Here is an 18,811-nt window from a genome sequence, read left to right on the forward strand (position 1 = left end):
GGCTGGCTCTTCCTTCAGGGGCTGGATCGTGACGGCGCGGCGGCCTGCGTCCGCCATTTCTTGACCCATTTGTGAAGCACCCTGCTCCCACGCCGCATGATCTAGCGCAAAAACAGGGCAAAGAGTGGAACCCTATATGCAAAAACCCTGCCTACAGGGCATGAACACGCCTGTAGGCAGGGTTTTGACGCAAATGGCGCGACTGGCAGGAATCAGGTCGCGGCGCTGCGGGTGCGCATGTAAAGGATGATCGTCTGGGCCGGAACCGAGTTCAGGTCTTCCGCGTCGATATTGCGCGTCACGACGTAATCACCAAATGCACCGGGCTGCGACGTGATCCAGCGGCCATAAAGCCCTTCCAGAACCGGGGCAAGCCACGTGCCGGCGGGCTCGCCTGCGCTGCCCACCTGAGGCAGGTCTTCATGCACGATGCGCATGGCCTGTTCTTCCGCCAGCAGGTCCAGCTTCACGTAGCCCCAGTTGATCATGGCCAGCAGGGCGTTCAGCTCGATCTGGAGCTGGTGGATGGTGTTGCACAGCGGCGGCTGGAAACGACCAGCCATACCACGGCCGACCTCGCGCAACAGGTCATTGCGGACCTCGATCCCGGCCTGATCATCGATCTCCCAGGACAGGGCCTGCAGGAAAAGCGAAAAGTCCGGTTTTGCGTTCAAAGTTGTCATTACTGGTCCATAATAAGATAGTGTGCGGAAATCATGGCGCCGCTTTCAGTCCAGTTACCGGCCTTCTGATAGCGCCCCGAGAGATCAAGACGAACATTGCGTGTAAAGCGATAACCCACCCTAGCATTAAAGCCACCGGTAAGACCAGCAATACTATCCCCAGGATAGTAGGCGCTGTTCACCGTTTCCTCCGACAGATATTCCGCCGGCGTGGCGCTCGCCGAGTAATTCGACGCGATGGTATTGGCGCCGGACTGCAGCAGCGATGACGTGGGGAAGAAGGGCGCCGAGTGCTCGTGGAACACCTGGTAGCCCACGCTGCCCGTCACGTCCCAGTCCAGCCGCTTGTGCTGGCCCGCATAGCGCACCGGCACGGTCGCCGCGTAATAGGATTGCGGCGAGAAGTAACCACCCTGCCCGTAGGTGTAGAAATCCTCGTTCTTGGCATAACCGAAATAGGTCAGGCTCACGCCAATGCGCACCAGCATGTTGGCGTTATGCCACACCAGCGTATTGGCGCCGATGCCCGCTTCACGCTCGCTGTTGCGCTGCACGTTCTTGCCGGTCTGGATTGCGTAGCCACCGCCACCATACAGGATGGTGTTGCCCAGTGTCGCCTCGACCTGCCCATGGAAGTGGTTGGTCACGACGCCACCCCATTCGCTGCCCCACTGCTTGGACAGTGCCTGGCCGTAGACCTGGCGGGCATACCGGCCAAGCGCGCTGTTGTAGTTCGTGTCACGCAGGCCGCCATAGGACAGCACGCTGTTGGTGATCGACCGGCGCTCGGCACTGACACGGAAGGTGACCGGACCCACGCGCGGCGAGAACTCGACACCGCCCAGCACGTTGGTGATGGGGAAGCCGATGGGCGACGCACCCACATCGGCCCGCACCCAGCTATTGCCAAACTGCACATCCGGCGCAAACCCGGCCTCGGCCGTGCCAGCGGCGATGCGCTGCTGGTCCCTGCCCGCGTTGGTATAGCTATCGTACTGGTTATATGCCTGCACGCCCATCATCGTGCCATAACGCGGCACATCATAGACGGAACCCGTGTTGAGGTTGCCCGACCAGATCATGGTTGGCGTGATCGAGAAGGTCAGGGCGGAAGCACCGGCCTGCAGCGGCAGGCGGCCCACGATGGGAATGTTCGCTTCCGTCAGGCGGCCCATGCCATGCTCACCCGAACGCGAGCGGAACCCGAGGCCACCATCGATGGAAGGGGCAAGGTTCTCACGCAGCGTGCGGATCTGGCCTGCGATGGAGGAGAGCATCTGGTCCGACGTATCGGGCGATGCCGCCTCGGCGCTGTAGGAGCCACCGGTCACAGGCGCGCCAAGTTCCGTCTGGTGGCCGTAGCCACGCGGGCGGAACGGGTTGGTCGAGGGCGGAGCAAGCGCATCTTCCTGCGCAGCACCCGCGCCAGACGCGGCCCGCGTGCCCTCGACCTGCTGCAGGCGCAGGTCATAGGCGCGGCGCAGATCCTCGATGGTGCGCTGCCCGTGGCCATCGGCCTGGTCAGCCACGGCCATGGCCAGCCAGGCACGGGCATCCATCGGGCTTTCCTGCACGCCATCCATGGCAAGGCGGGTGGCAAGGCTGTTGTGGTCGCTGTTGACCGCCGCCTGCACCGCAGCCTGTCGCGCATCAAGGTCCTGCGGGTTGTGGCGCAGCACCGCAAGGTCGATCTCGAGCGCCTTGCCCGGCTTGCCGTGGCCATTATACAGCCGCGCGAGCGCCAGCTTGGGCGATGTCGCCTCCGGGTCGGCCTGCAGCGCGGGGGCCAGATGATCATAGGCCTGCGCCTGGTCGCCACGCTGGTTGAGCAGATCGGACTGCGCCACCGAGATGCCCATGCGCAGTTGCTGGAGCGTCTGCACCTGCTCGGGCAGCAACGCGCTTCCTGTAGCCGAGCCCGTGCCATCCCCCAGCGGGGCCAGCAGCCGCGCAGCGGCCACCGGGTTGCTGATCTTCATGTATTCGGTGGCATAGGACAGGCGCTGGTCGGGCGAGAGATCGATGGTGCGCGTCGAGGCGATACGCAGTGCCATGCGGGCATGCACCATGTCGCCACGCTGGCGGAACAGGTCAGCCACCGCCACGCCGCGCGCGCCGGTCGGATCAGGCTGGGTCAGGGCCTCGCGGATCAGCGGCACCGGGTTGGACACCATGGACAGGCGGCTGGCCAGATCCTGCTTGATTTCCATTTCCTCGGCGATGGAACGGATGGCAGGAGAATAATCCGCAGGCGACAGACCAGCCAGAAGCTGGCGGGTCATCGCATCATTGCCACTACCATAGGTATAAAGGATACCGGCCTGGCGGTCCTGCGCGGTGACGGGATTGGCCAGGATGGGCTGCATCACGCGCCCGGCTTCGGCCACGTCGCCCTGCTGCTGCAGCGCATTGGCAAGGTTGATGCGCACCCAGGGGTCACGTGGGGCCTGGGCCATCGCTTCGCGCAGGATGGAAACCTTGCGCGCTGAATCCGATGTCTGGGACGCAGCCGCCATCAGGCCCGAAACCTCGATCTCGCCCACCTGGCTTGCATATTGCGGGCCGACACGCGACAGGAGCTGGCGTGCTTCCGCCGTGTTGCCCTGCGCCATGTCTACCCGGGCCAGCCCCATGAGGGCCAACTGGTTATTGGGCTCACGCGACAGGATGCCACGATATTCCTGCTCGGCGGCGGCAATCTGGCCGGTCGAGCGCTGCAGGTCGGCCAGCATGAGGGTCGCGCCAGTATACTGGCCGGGCTGGCGGGCCAGCGTGGCAAGCTGCTGCTTGGCCTCGGTATATTGATGGGCGGCAATCAACTGGCGAACGGAAGCATACTCGCCGCTGACGGCCATGCCCGCAAGCGCCGGGCGCCAGCGATCGGCGGTCTTGGGGTCGGCGGCCATCGCTTCTTCAAAATAGCGGCGCGCCTCCGCGGTATCGCCCTGCCGCATGCTTACGAGCCCCATGCCACCAAGCGAATCAGCATCATGGGAATTGATCTGCAACGCCGACTGGAAAGACTGCTCGGCTGCGGCAAGACGGCCCGCGTTAAGCTGCTGGTAACCTGCCTGGCGCGCAAGCCCGGCCTTGTCCGGCGGACCACCGGGGGGGTGGAGCATATGCTCGCGCAGCGCGGTATCATTGGGGTGGGCGGAAAGCCACTGCTCCATGAGGGGCTGCGTCTCAGGATTGACCGGCAGCCAGCTCAGGGTCTGGCGGTAGGACTGCGCCGCGGCGGCCGCCTCGACCGGGGCCTGGCTGCGGAAGGACTGGAGATCCTTGAGCCGGGTCAGGCCTTCCATGCGGGTCGAGGTATTATAGGTCAGGGCCTGGGCAAAGGCGAGCTGGGCGCGGTAATCCTGCGGGTTTGACGCAACGACCCCGGCAAGCCCGGCGCGGGCCTGGTCCCACTGGGCCGGCACGCCCGCCATGGTCTGGTAGTATTCCACCGCGAGCGAATGCGGCGGCTTGCCACCGTGGAACAGCTTCTGGTAGCCCGCCACCGCCTGCGCGTTCTGGCCCGAACCCGCCAGCGAGCGGATCTGCGACAGGTCGCTTTGGGAGATGGCCCGCTCGCTGAGCAGGTCATTCAGGTTACCTGCCGCGGCACTGCCCGGCGCCACCTGCTGCAGGTGGCGCAGCGTATCGGCGGCGGCTTCGCGGTTGCCAATGGCCGTCTGGTATTCACCCAGCACTTCCAGCACGTCAGGGGAATTGGGGGCGATGCGCTCCGCGTTCTGCAAGGCCTGGCGGGCATTGTCATACTGCTGCTGCTGAAGCCAGAAGCGTGCCTGCTGCAACAGGATCTGCCGTGGTGCCGCAGTCGCGCTCGTGGCAGCGGTGGTCATGGCGGTGGAAGCCTGCTGCGCCCGCGCAACAGGAACCGCCACCAGCACCGTCATGCAACTGCTGGCCAGCAGGGCACCAGAAAGCGAAAGGACGTATCGCCTGTTCATGATCACGTTCTCTGCCTTTCTTCCTGCAGCTCACGACGGCGGCGCAGAGCATGCTTGGCCAGGGCGCGCACCATGACGGCCACAATCAGAATGCACCCGAGCAGGCCCACCACGATCACGCGGCTGGGGTGGTTGTGCATATACCAGTCAGGCTCGAGCCACAGCGGCACGGTGCCAACCGTATACAGCGGCGAACTCCGGTAGGATGTCAGATCATCGCCATGCGCCAGCACAAGGTCGCCCTGGATCTTGGCCTGGTTTTTACGCTGTGCGAGGATCTGCACAAGATTGTTGAGCCCCTGCCCGTCACCCGAAAGCAGCGCGAGCACGGTCCGGCCTGATGCCAGAGGCGATTCTGCCTCGATCATCGCGGCTACCCCCCCGGTCAGCGTGCTCTCGACATCGGTCGGGGCCGTATTGCTGATGCCCGACATGGGATCCTGGAACAGGTTCCATACGCCGCTCAGCGTCGAGCGCAGCCCCATGTGCAGCCGCCCGTCAGAAATCTGATAGGACGATTTGCTCAGCAGTTGCGAAACATCGCCGCTATTGGCCAGCGTGGACAGGACAATCAGGTTCCGGTCCGCCACATCATTTACATGGTCGCTCGAGACCACATCCACGCCGGACACCGGATACCATGTCGTCGCGCCCATGAAGCCCATGAGATCAAGATAGGCGCTGACGACCATGCCATTGGGGTGGTCGGGCAGCACCACGGCCGAGCGCGACAGGTCGGCATAGGTCGTGAACGGATAGCCCGCACTGGCCATGAAGGCGAGGTTGGGCATGCGCGTGATATGATAGGAGTTGGACAGGTCGATCGTCGAATCCGGATCAACACTCATATGGAACGTGCTCGGGCCAGGTTTGCAGCCCGGCTCGGCCATCGCCGCCATCTCGAAATAGAACAGAAGCTGGTTCTGGCCAAAAACCCGGTAGGGCGGGATGGGCATGGTGTGCTTCTGCACGCTGTCATCGCCACGGCCCAGGCCCACGCGCCGCAGGATCTGGTCCAGCGTTGAATCCGGCTCACGCAGCGGATAGGCCTCAAGATAGGTATCGTTGATACCGACGTTGAGAGACGAGCGCGACACATCGACAATCGGTCCTGGCGGTGCGCGGAAACGGACGTTCAGCTTGTACGGTCGATCACGCCAGGTATACAGATCGGGCGAGACACGGAACGGCACCGAGAGTGCGCCCGGCGCGTATCCCTGGGCCTGCAGGGCGCTGTCTGGCACCAGTTCGCCAAGGCGGACCGGACGGTTGGTGGGAATGAAGGAGGGCGCGTCATAGGCCACACGCGCGCCCACATCAATCGGCGCCACGTCCATGCGGTTGGCTGTTGGCAGGGCGCTCGAGCCAAAGCCGATGCTCTTGCTCGCGGTGATGACTTCATCACGGTCACGCCCCGTTACGAGCAGCACCGTGCCGTTGGGGTCGGATGGATTGGCCACTTCCATAAGCGTGGGGCCATTGACCGCCTGGCGCCCGAGGGCGGAAGGCAGTTCATCAGCCACGCCAACGACAACGGCATTGCCCGTTTGCGGAATGGTGGAGAAGACCGGGAAGGTAACGCCACGGAAATCGGTCTGCTGGCCGAACCACGATGCCAGGATGCCGGTCGCCTTCAGCACTTCGGGATCAAATGTCTGTGCAAGAACGAACGGAATGACGATCTTCTGCTTTACGTTCTTGTCGAAGAACGGCTGGGGCAGGCGCGAGAGCTGACGACGCGGGGGAAGCGGTATGGTGGTGATCTGCAGTTCGGAATGTTCGGACACGCTGGCCCAGAGCAATCCGTTGCTGGGGTCCGTGCAGCCCTTCGAGCTTGAAGCGAAGCTGAAGTTCAGCCGGTTGCCCGTGATGAAGAAGATGGGGTTGATATCAAACGAGAGCGGCCCAAATGTAGGATGGGTGGGGTCCGGGCGTAGCGTGCCGATGAACTGCTCGTTCAGCGTGATCGTGACCGCGCTGGTATCAGGCTGGAGGCTGGGCGACATCGCTCCAGACACGATAAGCCGTGCCGACGTGACCAGCTGGTCGGCCGGAATGCCGAACTGCAGGCCCTGCAGCGTGGCGGCGCCCTGCATTTTCAGGGCACTCTGCGCACCGAGCTCCTTGAGGGAGTATGTATGCACCGTTGCCACGTCAGACGCGGCAATGGCGTTCTCGGCATTATCCACGACCGCATCAGCCGCACTGGCTGATGCGGCATCCGCCGCCGGGGCGGTTGTGGCGGGCTGGTCCGCGCTTGCCGCAGCGGGCGTGGCAGCCTGCGATGCCGCGGCAGGCAGGGGCGGCAGGTCTGAGCCTGCGGGCTGCGGGGCTGGTGCCTTGGAGGCAACAGGCGCAGCCTGTGCGCCCGTTGCAAAGACCAGCAGCGCGATCAGGGACACCATTTTCATATCACGAGGCCGCACGGCTGATCTTTCCTTCCTGTGTCTGTCCACTCTGGATGGTTGTGGGCTCCCTGCGCTCAACCGGTAGGGCAAGTGGTTTTCTTTTTGGACGACTATTGGCCATCATTTTGCCTTTTTTGCGGAACAGCGCCTTAATGCTGAGCAGCAGGCTCCACAGACTGCGTAGCGGTCTGTCATCCTCATAATTATTCCATTGCAGCCAGGCATCGGCCCGCCCGAACACGAAGCGGACAATATCGCGTTCCGTATCAAGGTCATTATTGTCCCATGTGAACACGGCCTTGCCATTCTTGCAGCGCAGCATGGTGGCGGGAATATCGATCTCCTCGCCATCGAGCACGGCATGAATGCGTGTCTTGACTGGTCCTGTGCTGACATCTGGCCAGGGCATGTGGACGGCAACGCCACCCATGGAGACATCCTGGGTCATGCCCGGTGTCGCATTATGGTAGGTATTGGGCTGCCCCGCGACCGGTGCTTCATAAACCGTTACCGGGATATGCGCCTCGACACGATGGTTGTAACGGACCTGCTTGGTCTCACGCCCCACGGCAATGGCGGCAAGGAGGATGATGAGACTGATCATCGCCCAGATGCAGTTCAGCAGGTAAGCACGCTTGGCAATGCCCGCGAGCTGGTTGAAGTGGAAGGTCAGTTCGAACAGACCGATCAGCAGCCCCAACGTCATGATGCCGGCAAAAATGATGTTGGGGTAGGTCGCGCCAAGGTCGAACTCTTCCTCCTCCAGCACGCCACCCTTTTCCGTCACGTTGAACTTGCCCTTGGAGGGGAACATCAGGGTGATGATGGTTACGCGCACCAGGAACAGCGCCATGGTGGTTTCGTACACTTCACTCCAGAACGAATAGCGCCAGCCCTTGTTCACCTTGGCGGCGGTCGCGATGGAGTGGAACATGTGCGGAATGGCGTAGGCCAGCACGGCCAGCGGCGAGGCGGCGATGATGTTCTGGCCGAAAAACAGGAACGCCAGCGGCGAGGCAAGGAAGATGACGCGCGGAATGGCGAAGAAGAACGACGTCATGGCCGAGAGATAGCACAGCCGCTGCCCAAGCTTCAGGCCGCCCCCGAGCATCGGGTTGTCCACGCGGAAGATCTGGATCATGCCGCGTGCCCAGCGCATGCGCTGGCCGATATGGGTTGTCAGTCGCTCGGTGGCCAGTCCACTGGCAACGGGAATGCGCAGGTAGGCGGTGGACCAGCCACGGCGCTGCATGCGCAGGGCGGTATGGGCATCTTCCGTCACGGTTTCAACCGCGAAGCCGCCGATCGATTCAATGGCTTCACGCCGCAGGATGGCGCACGAGCCGCAGAAGAAGGTGGCATCCCAGAAGTCGTTACCATCCTGAATGACGCCGTAGAACAGGTTGCCTTCCGGCGGGGTGCGATACCCCACGGCCAAGTTACGCTGGAACGGATCGGGGGAGTAGAAGTGATGCGGCGTCTGCATCAGGGCGATCTTGCGGTCTGCGACCATCCAGCCCATCGCGATCTGCAGGAACGCGCGTGTCGGAATATGGTCACAATCCAGGATGAGGATGTAATCGCCGCTTGTCCGCTTAATGGCGTGGTTGAGGTTACCCGCCTTGGCGTGTGAACTGTCGACGCGCCCGATGTAGAGAGCGCCGCAATCCTTGGCAAACTGTTCAAATTCGGGGCGCACACCATCATCAAGGATATAGACATTCACTTTATCGGGCGGCCAGTCGATGCCCAGCGCGCCCAGCACGGTCAGGCGCACGATGCTGAGCTGTTCATCATAGGTCGGGATGAAGATGTCGACGGTTGGCCAGTCATCAACATTGTCCGGCAGGGGCAGCGGCGCGCGATGAAGTGGCTGGATTGTCTGGAAATAGCTGAGAAACAGCATGTACAGGGCATAGAGTTCGGCCATGAGCAGGGTCACGCCCAGCCCGCCCTGAATCCATGTATCGAAGTCCAACGTTTCGGTCAGGCGCCATGTCAGGTAACGCAGGGAGACCAGCGCCGAGAGCACCTCGAGAAAGATCTGGGTGCGGCGGCTCTTGCCGCGCCCGACAATAAAAAAGACGAGCACACACACAAGTGCCACAATCAGCTGCTCATTAATGGACAGCGTGACCGTGGTTGCGGCGATAAGTGCACAAAGCCCCAGCGCTCCAACTATATAGTTGGCCCCACGCAGTGACAGTATCTTGTTGGAAAAGCGGTCTAGCCTACTCTCCGCGGGTACTGGCGACTGAACCTCTGACATCAATAGCTCGTCCGATAATAAATACTGGTAAAACAGGTCGTTATATATTCAAAAGAAAACCGTCAGACGCATTCGGTCCGTCATGTCGCCTTTCGGCCCGCAGCGATGCGGGGCGGGGAAAACCTTCCCCCTTCTTTCCTCTGACATGCCGGGAGCAGGTCGCCCCCGGCACGGTTTCAGGAGTCGCCGTTCGCGTCTTCACGCTTGCGCAACAGGGCATCGCGCAGGCTGGGCTTGGGCACCAACCGGTCCGTGGCCCGACCACCAAGGGTCATGAACACTTCGGTCAGGGTCGGGGAGTTGTCGGTCGGCACGGGGCGGCCAGCCTGACTGCCATTCGGGGAAATCTTGTCAACTTTGGTCATTGTGGTCACCTTGGAAACAGGTTTTGAAACAGGCCGGGACACCGGTGCTGACTGGAACAGCCTTGCTGCGGGCGCCCGTTCGCTTCCGGCGCCGAAAAAGAAGCCTGGTCCTGTCAAACGCTGCCCACGCTGCTGCTGGGCCTTGGGCACGGGGGCCCAGTCCTCTGCCGCAACAGGAGGCGTGGCCGACGCTGTCGTGCCAAAAGCCGGAGTCGCCGGACGCGGCGCCATGAAGGAAGACACCGCAGGCCTGGTCGGGGCTGGCGACGCTACGGGCTGCTCCTGCCTTACGGGCTGGGGCGGCACTTCAGGGGCTGGCGGCGTCACGGTGGCTGCGGGCTGCGGCGGCGCGACAGGGGGCGGGGCCGACTGTGGCGCGGGCTCATATGCCGGGGCCGCTACGGCCTCAGCATGAGCAGCCACATAGGGTTCGGAAGCTGCAGCCGGCGCGACATAGGGTTCTGGCGCGGCCTGTTCGGGCTCTGGCTGCGCGGCATAGGTATCATGCGAGGCAGGCGTGTACGTCGTTTCCGCGTAGTCATGCATGTGCGCTGCATCCTCGGCGGATGCAGCGGGCGCTGAGTAGGTGGAATAGGTATCATCGTAAGACGAGGCCGAATGCTGTGCCGCCTCTTCAACGGCATGCTCGGTGGCGGCGGCCTGGGTTGCAGCGGACTCGTCGTGCTGGACCACGGGCTTGGGCGGACGCTTCTGCTTGAAAGCGCGATAGTGAAAACCTGCGCTGCTGACACCATAGCCATCTGTCAGCATGCGATCGACATCCTGCTGGTTGTCGGTATTCACCGGTGCTTCCACTTCCTTTTCAGGTGTGCTCACATTCCATCTCCCTGGTTCCGGGCGATATAGGCCAACATCGTCAACGCAGCCGAATAGTAGTCGGGCGCATGATCAAGCGTGGGCAGTTCGCCGGCCGATGCAAGGCCCGTGCATGATGCCACGGCCAGATAGCCCGGCGGCGCATTATAGGGCGAACGCGAGCCGTTGGTCAGGTCGACCCAGCCCGGCAGGGCGGACGCGCCATAATGGTTCCAGAACCGGCTGAAATCCGCCTGCAGCTCCGGGGTCAGCATATGCGCCCAATACAGGTAGAGCGGCACGCGAATCGCATCATACGAGAAGCGCGGCGGCCAGCCCTTGGCAATGGAGAAGGCATTGGTGTGCAGGTTGATCGACAGCCAGTCCGGCGGAAGCTTCCACTCACCGAATCGCCCCTTGGCGATGATGAGCAGCCCGTCGCCCATCACCTTTGTCCACTTGGCGTCACCTGTCAGCGCGAAGGCCTGCATGAGCGAGGGCATGACATAATAGGACAGGTTGAGGGTGACCGTATCCTTGGTCATGAACCCGACCGCGCCGGGCAGCAGCACCGTGTAGGGGCCGACGGTCTTGGTCATGAGCTTCAGCACATCGCCATAGATGGCCATAGCGTCCTGTATATAGTCAGCGCGCTTCCAACGCTTGCCGGCCCAGGCAAGACCGAGGGCGATGAGCAGGTCGCCATCGGTTGCGTTGTTCTTGTCGGCTACAGGCGGGTTATGCCCATCAAGGTACCGCCAGGAGAACAGGGCATCATCCTTGTGCTGCAGGTTGGTGCGCGCCCAGGTCCAGATCGCCTCGAACGCCGCCCGGTCGCCTGCGGCAGCGGAGAACAGCATGCCGTAGCCCTGCCCCTCGCTGTGGGATTCGCCGCTATTGCCCGTATCGACAATGCGCCCGTCAGGATGAAAATACTTGGTGCGGAAAATGGTCCATTGCTGGGCGATCTGGGGGTTCATGCCAATGGCGTCATCGGCCAGTGCGCCAGAAATCATGGGAAAGCTGCCTGCCACTGCCAAGGCGGACAGAAAGGAGCGGCGCCCCATTCCGGATACACGTTCTTGCAGCTTCATAAAATCCAACAGCATCTACCACCACACCCTCAAGAAGTCTGAACCCATGTCATTGCCTGGCCGAACGCATGCCGCGCTCTCGATACCCTGCCGTGCCATGACGCCTTAATCGGAAACTCCCCCATCCTGCAAGTCGAAGGCGACTATCCCGGGACAGACTTCAATTATTGAAAAGGACCATAACGTCTCTTCCCCCAACGGCGAAACCATCACCAGCGCCACGACGAGCGACAGGGAGAGAGAAGTTGCATTTTTGTCACGCAGGAGGAAATGCCCACCCAGCAAAAACCGTTTGATGATTCCTGGAAAAATTAAAGAAGAAAATATTGCAAATGATCGCCGTTCACTATGGGGCCATCTTTCGCAAAATTAAAAGGCGGAAAATATTTTTAAATTTCATGCCGCATTGATCTGGATCAATGCTTTTTAGGGCAATGGTCATCGCAGTTTATAAGATGACTTTATTATATATTAATATAAAAAAGATTGCCTTGCCATAGACAGTCTACATCCAGTGCAAAAATATTTTCCGTGATACGCGCCAGCGATTTTGCCTGAAATCGCTCGATCGCCGCACGACTTGCGTATCCGCCATTGCGCCGCCACGCGCCCGGAACACCTCCGGCAGCCGGGTAACCATCATGCCCGTACACGTACTTTGCCCCCCAGCGGTCAGGGAAACCATGCGGCGTTGAATCACCAATTGAAACCTCAAGGCAGATCATAAAAGCAGACTGATCCGGATCCCCTGTGAATCCTGTTCCTGCCCATTAAAAAATACCGCCCGACCTGACACGAAAGCCATCGTGACTTTCCCGCAGGCACGCCTGCCGAATTCCCGCATGCGGGCCGTCAGGCAGATGCGCGTTTTGCATCTGGAATAGATATATCCCATTGACACGTTTTGCTATTTGTTAGACATTCCGTGGCAGTATCGTAATAATTTTAGATATAGAAAACAAACCGCTGTTTAAAATAGCAATATCGAGGCGGAGTCTATCTTCATTATCAGTTGGCACTGCTGTTATTTTAGAAACTGGGACGAATACAAAAAAAAACGTTTCCTTCTTCCTGAAGGTCGTATCTGTGATACTGGCAATAAAAACATTTCGCATAGTGCAAGGCCAAGGTTACGGGCTTTTATGTGCCCAGCACTATAACGACCGCGAGACCTTCGACCTTATCCTGAAATGGACCGATCAGTGGCTGAGCCGCCCCAGCGATGCCCTGCATTCCTGGCGTTACGTGCCGGAAGGCACAGATCATGTTGCCGAGAAGCGGTGCGCGACGGATGGCGAACTGCTCATGGGCCTTGCACTGGCACGGGCTGCCTTACGCTGGAATGACACCCACCTGCGTGAACGGTCGGTCGCCATCTATACGGACGTGCTGAAACTGCTGGTCGCACGGGCTGGCGACAAAACGATACTGCGACCGGCTGATGTCGGATTTGAAACGGGCGGCACCCATACGGTCAACCTCTCTTACTACATTTTCCCCTCGCTGCGTGCCGGGGCGCAGCTATGCCCCTCCCCCGTGTGGGATACCCTGATCCGGGATGGGGCCGAACTGATGCAACTGGCCCGGTTCGGTATGTGGAAGCTTCCCCCCGACTGGCTGCAGATTGACAACAACTCGCTGGACATGATCCCCGCGCCCGGCTGGCCGCCCCGCTTTTCATTTGATGCGATCCGGGTGCCCCTTCATGCCTGGTGGGGCAATATCTGGGACGAGAATACCGCAGGCATCTACCATCGTTTCTGGAATGCGTGGCCCGACCATAACATTCCCGCATGGGTCGACCTGGAAACAGGGGAACGCAACAATGGCGCCACGCCCGGCGGATATATGGCCGTTGCAATCTGCACCGGTCTCGAAGGCATCGGCCCCCTGCCCCAAGGCCTGCCCGATATTACCCCATACGATGATTATTACTCTGCTTCCTTGAAAAGGCTGGCCCATATTGCATGGGATGATCGTAATAATTCTGACCCACGGTAAAATATACGATGAATGAAATAACAGATATTCCTTCTGAACAACCAGGAGGATTTCGCGCCAGAATACGGCAGGCGCAGGAATATTATAGAAATAACCAGGCAAAATGCCTGCGCATCCTCAAATTTGGGGGCGCAGGCACAATCATAGTCGCAACGGGTCTGGGCTTTCTGTCGCATCAGCAACTGATCATTTCATCTGATGCCGTCGTGTCAGCGTATACAACGGATGTGCGGGCACCGATTTCCGGTCGGCTCGAGGTCGCCACGCCCTCCGTCGGTACCCATGTAAAAGAAAAAAATGGCGCTTGGCCGGATCATCAACGACCGGGCTGAACATCTGACCCTGCTGCACCTACAGCAGCAGCTCGCGCAGGTCGAGACCGACCTGCAGGCCTATCAGGCTGAAAATGCGGACCTCACCCAGATGTACGATCAACTGCACAAGCGTGGTGAGGACTACAACAAGCTTGAAGCCCAGTACCTGCGCAGCGAAGTCGAGCAGGTCCGGGCGGAACAGGGGCAACAAACAGCCCGGCACGCACTGGCATCGCGCGATCTGCAGCGCCAGCAGCAGCCCGCCCAGGAAGGCTGGCTGTCCAGCGCCTATCTGGACAAGTATCGTACCCAGCTTTCCACTTCCAGCAACGGTGTCAGTGCCAGTAACGAACGCATCAATTACCTGACGGTCAAGGCGGCGGCGGAAAACGGCTTTCAGCTTGATAGCGGCTCGAATGACACGCCCTATTCAGCCCAGCGCGCGGATGAAGTGCATCTGCGCATTGCCGATATCGCCCGCCAGATCGCCAGCCTGACAGCCCAGCAGCATGGCCTGGAACAGGAAGTGGCCGAAGCCCGCGTCGAAGATGCGCAACTGAGCGATACGGTGCTCCAGGCCCCCACGACCGGCATGATCTGGAATATCCGCCATCTGGGTGATGCCCGGGTGTTCCAAGCTGAAAGTCTGTTCCAGATTGTTGATGACCACAGCCTGTTTGTGCTGGCGCTCGTGCCGCAGAACCGCATTGACACCGTGCGTGAAGGGGGTTTGGCCCATTTCCGTATTGAAGGTGGCAAGAAGGAATATACGGGTCATGTCGTATCAGTAATCGGTGACAACATCCTCAATGCCAGCAACCAGTATGCCAGCTTCCCCACCGCATCGGCTGGCGGCAGGAACGGACTGGTCAGCATTGCCATTCAGGTACCCCAGGCGGATGCCTCCAACATGATTGGCCGGACAGCGCATGTCGTACTGCCGACAACGGACAGCTCCCCCATAAAGCGGCTTTTAACCTGGCTTTGGTAACGATACATGGTGATCTGGGTTCTTCTTCTATGTTGCAGCTTTTTTATCGTAAATTATGGCAATGTAGATCATATAATATACAATAAGTACTTCAGGATTGCATTTGCTGTAATTTCGTTGATTATTGGCATATGGTATCTGCACTGGCGCTACTTCGATGCCGTTCCCCATTATCATTCATGGCTTGCCCAGACCTGGGTCTATCTGTTCCTGTCTTTTGAATTCGTTGCGATATGCTCAGGCTTTCTGGGTACGATTGTACTGAGCCGGACCATCAACCGCAGCAAACAGGCTGATCGTGGCCTGCTGTCCCCCCTGCAGCATGCGCCGACGGATGTCTTCATCGCTACGTACAATGAATCGTATGATATCCTGGAGCGAAGCATTATTTCCGCCTCGTCCATCAACCACCCTGATTTACGGGTCTGGGTGCTGGATGATGGCAACCGCGACTGGGTGCGTAAACTGGCCGAGGAAAACGGGGCTCAGTATACATTCCGTATCAAAGGCAAGCATGCAAAAGCTGGCAATGTGAATAATGGCGTGAAAATTGCACGCTCCACGGGCCGGAAACCTGATTTCATTTTGCTGCTTGATGCTGACTTCACGGTAAAAAATAATATATTACAGCGCGTTCTGCCAATATTTGAAGAAAAAGATATTGGCATTGTCCAAACCCCTCAGCACTTCTTCAATCCCGATCCGATACAGATCAACCTCTGTGCCATACAAGCTGGCCGGATGAGCAGCGCGTTTTTTTCAATTCCATTCTTGAATCCAAGGATGCATGGAATGCGGCGTTCTGCTGCGGCACCTCGGCAGTTTTCCGGGCTGAAGCACTGGAAAAATGCGGCGGCCTTGCCACGGCAACCGTAACAGAAGACATGCTCACCAGCTTCCTCATGGCCGCACAGGGTAACAACAGCGCATTCACCCGTAATTATGATGTGCCGGGCTATGATGCGGGCCTCATGATCACGCAACCCCTTTTCCGTGGGGGCGCCACCGTCGCTTCAACCCGCCAGGCCATCCATAATGTCCATGCGGAACGCGCCCGCCTCATGGCGACCGAACAGCAGGTGATGCAGGATGTCATCAATGCCTATGTGGGTCTGATCGAAACCCAGAAAATTCTTGAATTTTCCATCAATAATGAAAAGTTACTGGAAGCTCAGGCAGCTGCCACGCACAGCCGCTTTGGCGCAGGCGACGTGACACGGACCGATACGGCCCAGGCCGAGACGGCCCTTTCGATAGCTCAGGCGACACGACAGGATGCGGAAGCCCCGCCGAAAATGCCAAGGCGCGCTATATGCAGGTCGTTGGTGACGAGGCGCCGGAGCATCCGATCATGCCCTCGCCTTACAAGATTGATATCAATAACGAAAAAGATGCTGTTGCCATAGCGAAGCAGAACAATCCAAATGTATTGTTTGCAACATCATCCGCCCTTGCTGCCAAAAATGCCGTTTCTATTGCCATGGCCACGTTGCTGCCAAGATCTCGATCAATGCCGGCTATGACCACAGCATCAACCAGAGCGATGGCCGCTCGGAGCTCGACAACAAATTCGTGCTGCTGAGCGCCTCCCTTCCCCTCTATCAGGGGGGTGCGGAATATGCCGCCGTCCGGCAGGCCCGCCAGCAGTGGGAGGCCGCCCAGCGCGCCGTGGATGTGCAGAACCGCAGCGTAACGCAGCAGACCATTACTTCATGGAACCGCATGCAGGCCTACCGGCAGGAAATCGACAGCACGCACTCCGCGGTGGAAACAAGCGTTATCGCCGTCCGCGGCGTCGAGCGTCAGGCACTGGTGGGCACGGGTACCACCCTTGCGGCATTGCAGCAGCAGCAGACAGCCCTGATTGCCCAGGTCGCCCTTGTGCGCAGCCAGAGCAACTATATCCGCTCCAGCTACGCCATGGCTGCGGCGCTGGGGCGTCTGAATGCCGAATCACTTAACCTCAATGTCCCACGTTATGATGAGAAGGCCTATTATCACGACGTAAAATACAAGCTGTTCGGTCTGGGCGATTACGCCGTCCATCAACCCGGGCGCTAGCAGACCACCGGGCTTTACAGTCGGACCTTCCACCAGCGTCATGGGGCAACATGCGCTGGCTGGGCACGCGGCTGAAAGCCCGGCTGCTTCATGAACAGGGCATCACGCAACCGCCCGGCAGCCATGGCCAAGCACAGACGCAACCCTGCGGGAAGCCGTCATGTCTTACGATTTTATAATGGAAAGTCCTGACCATACCGGCTTATCCGGTCAGGCATTGCCTGTTATCTGATCAGGTGAAGACCTAAACCAGACCTGTATTCAGCTACATCATGCATGGCTCATGCGAAAGTAGCTGGCGTCCCGTAGGGAATTCGAACCCCTGTTGCCGCCGTGAGAGGGCAGTGTCCTAGGCCTCTAGACGAACGGGACAAAAGGCCGGTAGAGGCCTTCTATGCGATGTCGCGGCGGCATGCAAGCAAAGAATTATGCCCCCGCGCATTTCTGTTCATGGCTGCCCCAGCACAAGCCGCGCCGCGATGCGCCGCGCCAGAGGATCCCATATGATGATACGGTCCGCCACGCCGCCACCCGTCAGCGCCACGGCCAGCAGCCCGTCCGCCCGTGCCGTGACCGCGCGCACGCTCGTGCCGGGCGGCTCGTCAACCGCCAACGCTGGCTGTGCCGCCATGTCCGGCATGGGCGCCATGGGCGCCGCCACGGCCAGCGCGGGCTTTGCCGGGGGGGCAGGATGCATCATGCGATGCACCAGCACGCCCACCAGCGCCAGCGACCCGAGGAACAGCAGAACCCCCATACCGATCACTGCGGCGAGCAGCGCGCGCGAACCCTGTTTTTCCATTCCGTGCTTTCCGTTCCCGAATACCGTTTTTTCCGATAGACACATGCCATGAATGACACTGCCCCCCCTGCCCCGATCATCGCCACCGCCGATGATGCAGGCCAGCGCACCGACCGCTTTGTGGCCAACGCGGTGGAAAGCCTTTCGCGCTCGCGCGTCAAGTCCCTTATGGAAAGCGGGCACCTGCTGCGCAATGGCGATCCGCTACGCGACCCGGCCGAACCCGTGCGGGCAGGCATGTGTTATGAAATTCGCCTCCCCCCCGCAATCCCCGCAACGCCGCAGGGCCAGGAGATCGCACTCACCATATTATACGAGGACCGCGACCTGATCGTGCTCGACAAGCCCGCCGGCATGGTGGTGCACCCGGCACCGGGCAACGAGGATGGCACGCTCGTCAACGCCCTGCTCGCCCATTGCGGCGAGAGCCTGACCGGCATAGGCGGCGAAAAACGCCCCGGAATCGTGCACCGGCTGGACAAGGACACATCGGGCCTCATGGTGGCTGCCAAGACCGAGATGGCGCACCAGGCCCTGTCCCTCGCCTTTGCCGAGCGACGGATCGACCGCGCGTACGAGGCCCTGTGCTGGGGCATTCCCACGCCGGGCAGCGGGTCGTTCGATGGCGCGATCGGGCGCGACAAGCGCGACCGCAAGCGCATGGCGGTGGTCACCGGCGCCAGCGGCAAGCACGCGCTCACCCATTACCGGGTGCTGAACACCTTTCACGGCGGGCTTGCGCATGTGCAGTGCAAGCTGGCCACCGGGCGCACGCACCAGATCCGGGTGCATTTTGCCCATGCGAGGCATGCGCTCGTGGGTGACCCGGTCTATCTGCGCCGCATTCCCGCCGCCGCCCGCGCCCTGCCGCCGGCAGCAAAAACCGCAGCGCTGGATTTTGGCCGCCAGGCGCTGCATGCGCGCAGGCTAGGCTTCATTCACCCGCGCAGCGGCGAGGAGATGCTGTTCGAAAGCGCGCCGCCGGAAGACTTCCGCCAGCTTCTGGCCGATATTGCCTGATTATCAGGCATATTCATTGACAGGAGCA

At 60.4% G+C, this 18,811-nt stretch carries 15 protein-coding genes and 1 tRNA gene; 7 read left to right on the top strand and 9 right to left on the bottom strand.

Going from position 1 to position 18,811, the window contains the following annotated elements; all coding sequences use genetic code 11:
- Positions 1-212: 212 nt before the first annotated feature.
- The 7 genes from bcsD to QEG70_RS07410 form a co-directional block, all read right to left on the bottom strand.
- Positions 213-683, bottom strand: coding sequence for a cellulose biosynthesis protein BcsD (gene bcsD / locus QEG70_RS07380; protein ID WP_308720066.1), 471 nt, complete (start codon positions 681-683; stop codon positions 213-215).
- Positions 683-4,642, bottom strand: a complete 3,960-nt coding sequence (locus tag QEG70_RS07385; RefSeq protein WP_308720067.1) for a cellulose synthase subunit BcsC-related outer membrane protein — start codon at positions 4,640-4,642, stop codon at positions 683-685. Before QEG70_RS07385 ends, bcsD begins: the two co-directional genes overlap by 1 nt.
- 2 nt (positions 4,643-4,644) lie before the next feature.
- Positions 4,645-7,068 (bottom strand): cellulose biosynthesis cyclic di-GMP-binding regulatory protein BcsB, encoded by a 2,424-nt coding sequence (locus QEG70_RS07390; RefSeq protein ID WP_308720068.1) that lies wholly within the window; start codon positions 7,066-7,068, stop codon positions 4,645-4,647.
- Positions 7,055-9,319 carry a UDP-forming cellulose synthase catalytic subunit gene (gene bcsA, locus QEG70_RS07395; RefSeq protein ID WP_308720069.1) on the bottom strand — a complete coding sequence of 755 codons (2,265 nt, stop codon included), beginning with the start codon at positions 9,317-9,319 and terminating at the stop codon, positions 7,055-7,057. Before bcsA ends, QEG70_RS07390 begins: the two co-directional genes overlap by 14 nt.
- 176 nt (positions 9,320-9,495) lie before the next feature.
- Positions 9,496-10,521, bottom strand: coding sequence for an endoglucanase (locus QEG70_RS07400; RefSeq protein WP_308720070.1), 1,026 nt, complete (start codon positions 10,519-10,521; stop codon positions 9,496-9,498).
- The gene (locus QEG70_RS07405) at positions 10,518-11,516 is read right to left on the bottom strand and encodes a glycosyl hydrolase family 8 (protein ID WP_308720071.1); all 999 of its coding nucleotides are present in this window, start codon (positions 11,514-11,516) and stop codon (positions 10,518-10,520) included. Before QEG70_RS07405 ends, QEG70_RS07400 begins: the two co-directional genes overlap by 4 nt.
- Before the next feature lie 542 nt (positions 11,517-12,058).
- The gene (locus tag QEG70_RS07410) at positions 12,059-12,319 is read right to left on the bottom strand and encodes a hypothetical protein (protein ID WP_308720072.1); all 261 of its coding nucleotides are present in this window, start codon (positions 12,317-12,319) and stop codon (positions 12,059-12,061) included.
- Positions 12,320-12,710: 391 nt separating this feature from the next.
- Here QEG70_RS07410 and QEG70_RS07415 point away from each other — a divergent pair, with 391 nt between their 5' ends.
- The 6 genes from QEG70_RS07415 (at position 12,711) to QEG70_RS07440 (ending at position 16,961) form a co-directional block, all read left to right on the top strand.
- The gene (locus QEG70_RS07415; RefSeq protein ID WP_308720073.1) at positions 12,711-13,595 is read left to right on the top strand and encodes a family 8 glycosyl hydrolase; all 885 of its coding nucleotides are present in this window, start codon (positions 12,711-12,713) and stop codon (positions 13,593-13,595) included.
- 8 nt (positions 13,596-13,603) lie between these two features.
- Positions 13,604-13,927, top strand: a complete 324-nt coding sequence (locus QEG70_RS07420; RefSeq protein WP_308720074.1) for a hypothetical protein — start codon at positions 13,604-13,606, stop codon at positions 13,925-13,927.
- A complete protein-coding gene (locus QEG70_RS07425; protein ID WP_308720075.1) occupies positions 13,893-14,900 on the top strand; it encodes an HlyD family efflux transporter periplasmic adaptor subunit in 1,008 nt (335 codons plus the stop codon). The genes QEG70_RS07420 and QEG70_RS07425 overlap by 35 nt, the downstream gene beginning before the upstream one ends.
- A 6-nt stretch (positions 14,901-14,906) precedes the next feature.
- A complete protein-coding gene (locus QEG70_RS07430) occupies positions 14,907-15,776 on the top strand; it encodes a glycosyltransferase (protein ID WP_308720076.1) in 870 nt (289 codons plus the stop codon).
- An 8-nt stretch (positions 15,777-15,784) separates the two neighbouring features.
- Positions 15,785-16,306, top strand: coding sequence for a TolC family protein (locus tag QEG70_RS07435; protein ID WP_308720077.1), 522 nt, complete (start codon positions 15,785-15,787; stop codon positions 16,304-16,306).
- Positions 16,307-16,406: 100 nt separating this feature from the next.
- Positions 16,407-16,961: a TolC family protein gene (locus tag QEG70_RS07440; protein ID WP_308720229.1), complete on the top strand. Its 555-nt coding sequence runs from the start codon at positions 16,407-16,409 to the stop codon at positions 16,959-16,961.
- Between the two features lie 296 nt (positions 16,962-17,257).
- Here QEG70_RS07440 and QEG70_RS07445 read toward each other — a convergent pair.
- Together QEG70_RS07445 and QEG70_RS07450 are read right to left on the bottom strand one after the other, a co-directional pair.
- Positions 17,258-17,333: transfer RNA gene (locus tag QEG70_RS07445), tRNA-Glu, on the bottom strand.
- A 76-nt stretch (positions 17,334-17,409) separates the two neighbouring features.
- The gene (locus tag QEG70_RS07450; RefSeq protein WP_308720078.1) at positions 17,410-17,763 is read right to left on the bottom strand and encodes a hypothetical protein; all 354 of its coding nucleotides are present in this window, start codon (positions 17,761-17,763) and stop codon (positions 17,410-17,412) included.
- A 48-nt stretch (positions 17,764-17,811) separates the two neighbouring features.
- Here QEG70_RS07450 and QEG70_RS07455 point away from each other — a divergent pair, with 48 nt between their 5' ends.
- On the top strand, positions 17,812-18,783 hold the full coding sequence (locus QEG70_RS07455; protein ID WP_308720079.1) for an RluA family pseudouridine synthase: 972 nt from the start codon (positions 17,812-17,814) through the stop codon (positions 18,781-18,783).
- Positions 18,784-18,811 lie beyond the last annotated feature (28 nt).

The organism is Komagataeibacter xylinus (assembly GCF_031081985.1).
Taxonomy (GTDB): Bacteria; Pseudomonadota; Alphaproteobacteria; order Acetobacterales; family Acetobacteraceae; genus Komagataeibacter; species Komagataeibacter xylinus_E.

What these genes read in the sequence shown, in the direction of transcription:
- bcsD (WP_308720066.1), bottom strand. Translation starts at nt 683, where the DNA reads ATGACAACTTTGAACGCAAAACCGGACTTTTCGCTTTTCCTGCAGGCC.
- QEG70_RS07385 (WP_308720067.1), bottom strand. Translation starts at nt 4,642, where the DNA reads ATGAACAGGCGATACGTCCTTTCGCTTTCTGGTGCCCTGCTGGCCAGC.
- bcsA (WP_308720069.1), bottom strand. Translation starts at nt 9,319, where the DNA reads ATGTCAGAGGTTCAGTCGCCAGTACCCGCGGAGAGTAGGCTAGACCGC.
- QEG70_RS07405 (WP_308720071.1), bottom strand. Translation starts at nt 11,516, where the DNA reads ATGATTTCTGGCGCACTGGCCGATGACGCCATTGGCATGAACCCCCAG.
- QEG70_RS07410 (WP_308720072.1), bottom strand. Translation starts at nt 12,319, where the DNA reads ATGATCTGCCTTGAGGTTTCAATTGGTGATTCAACGCCGCATGGTTTC.
- QEG70_RS07420 (WP_308720074.1), top strand. Translation starts at nt 13,604, where the DNA reads ATGAATGAAATAACAGATATTCCTTCTGAACAACCAGGAGGATTTCGC.
- QEG70_RS07425 (WP_308720075.1), top strand. Translation starts at nt 13,893, where the DNA reads ATGGCGCTTGGCCGGATCATCAACGACCGGGCTGAACATCTGACCCTG.
- QEG70_RS07430 (WP_308720076.1), top strand. Translation starts at nt 14,907, where the DNA reads ATGGTGATCTGGGTTCTTCTTCTATGTTGCAGCTTTTTTATCGTAAAT.
- QEG70_RS07435 (WP_308720077.1), top strand. Translation starts at nt 15,785, where the DNA reads ATGCTCACCAGCTTCCTCATGGCCGCACAGGGTAACAACAGCGCATTC.
- QEG70_RS07450 (WP_308720078.1), bottom strand. Translation starts at nt 17,763, where the DNA reads ATGGAAAAACAGGGTTCGCGCGCGCTGCTCGCCGCAGTGATCGGTATG.
- QEG70_RS07455 (WP_308720079.1), top strand. Translation starts at nt 17,812, where the DNA reads ATGAATGACACTGCCCCCCCTGCCCCGATCATCGCCACCGCCGATGAT.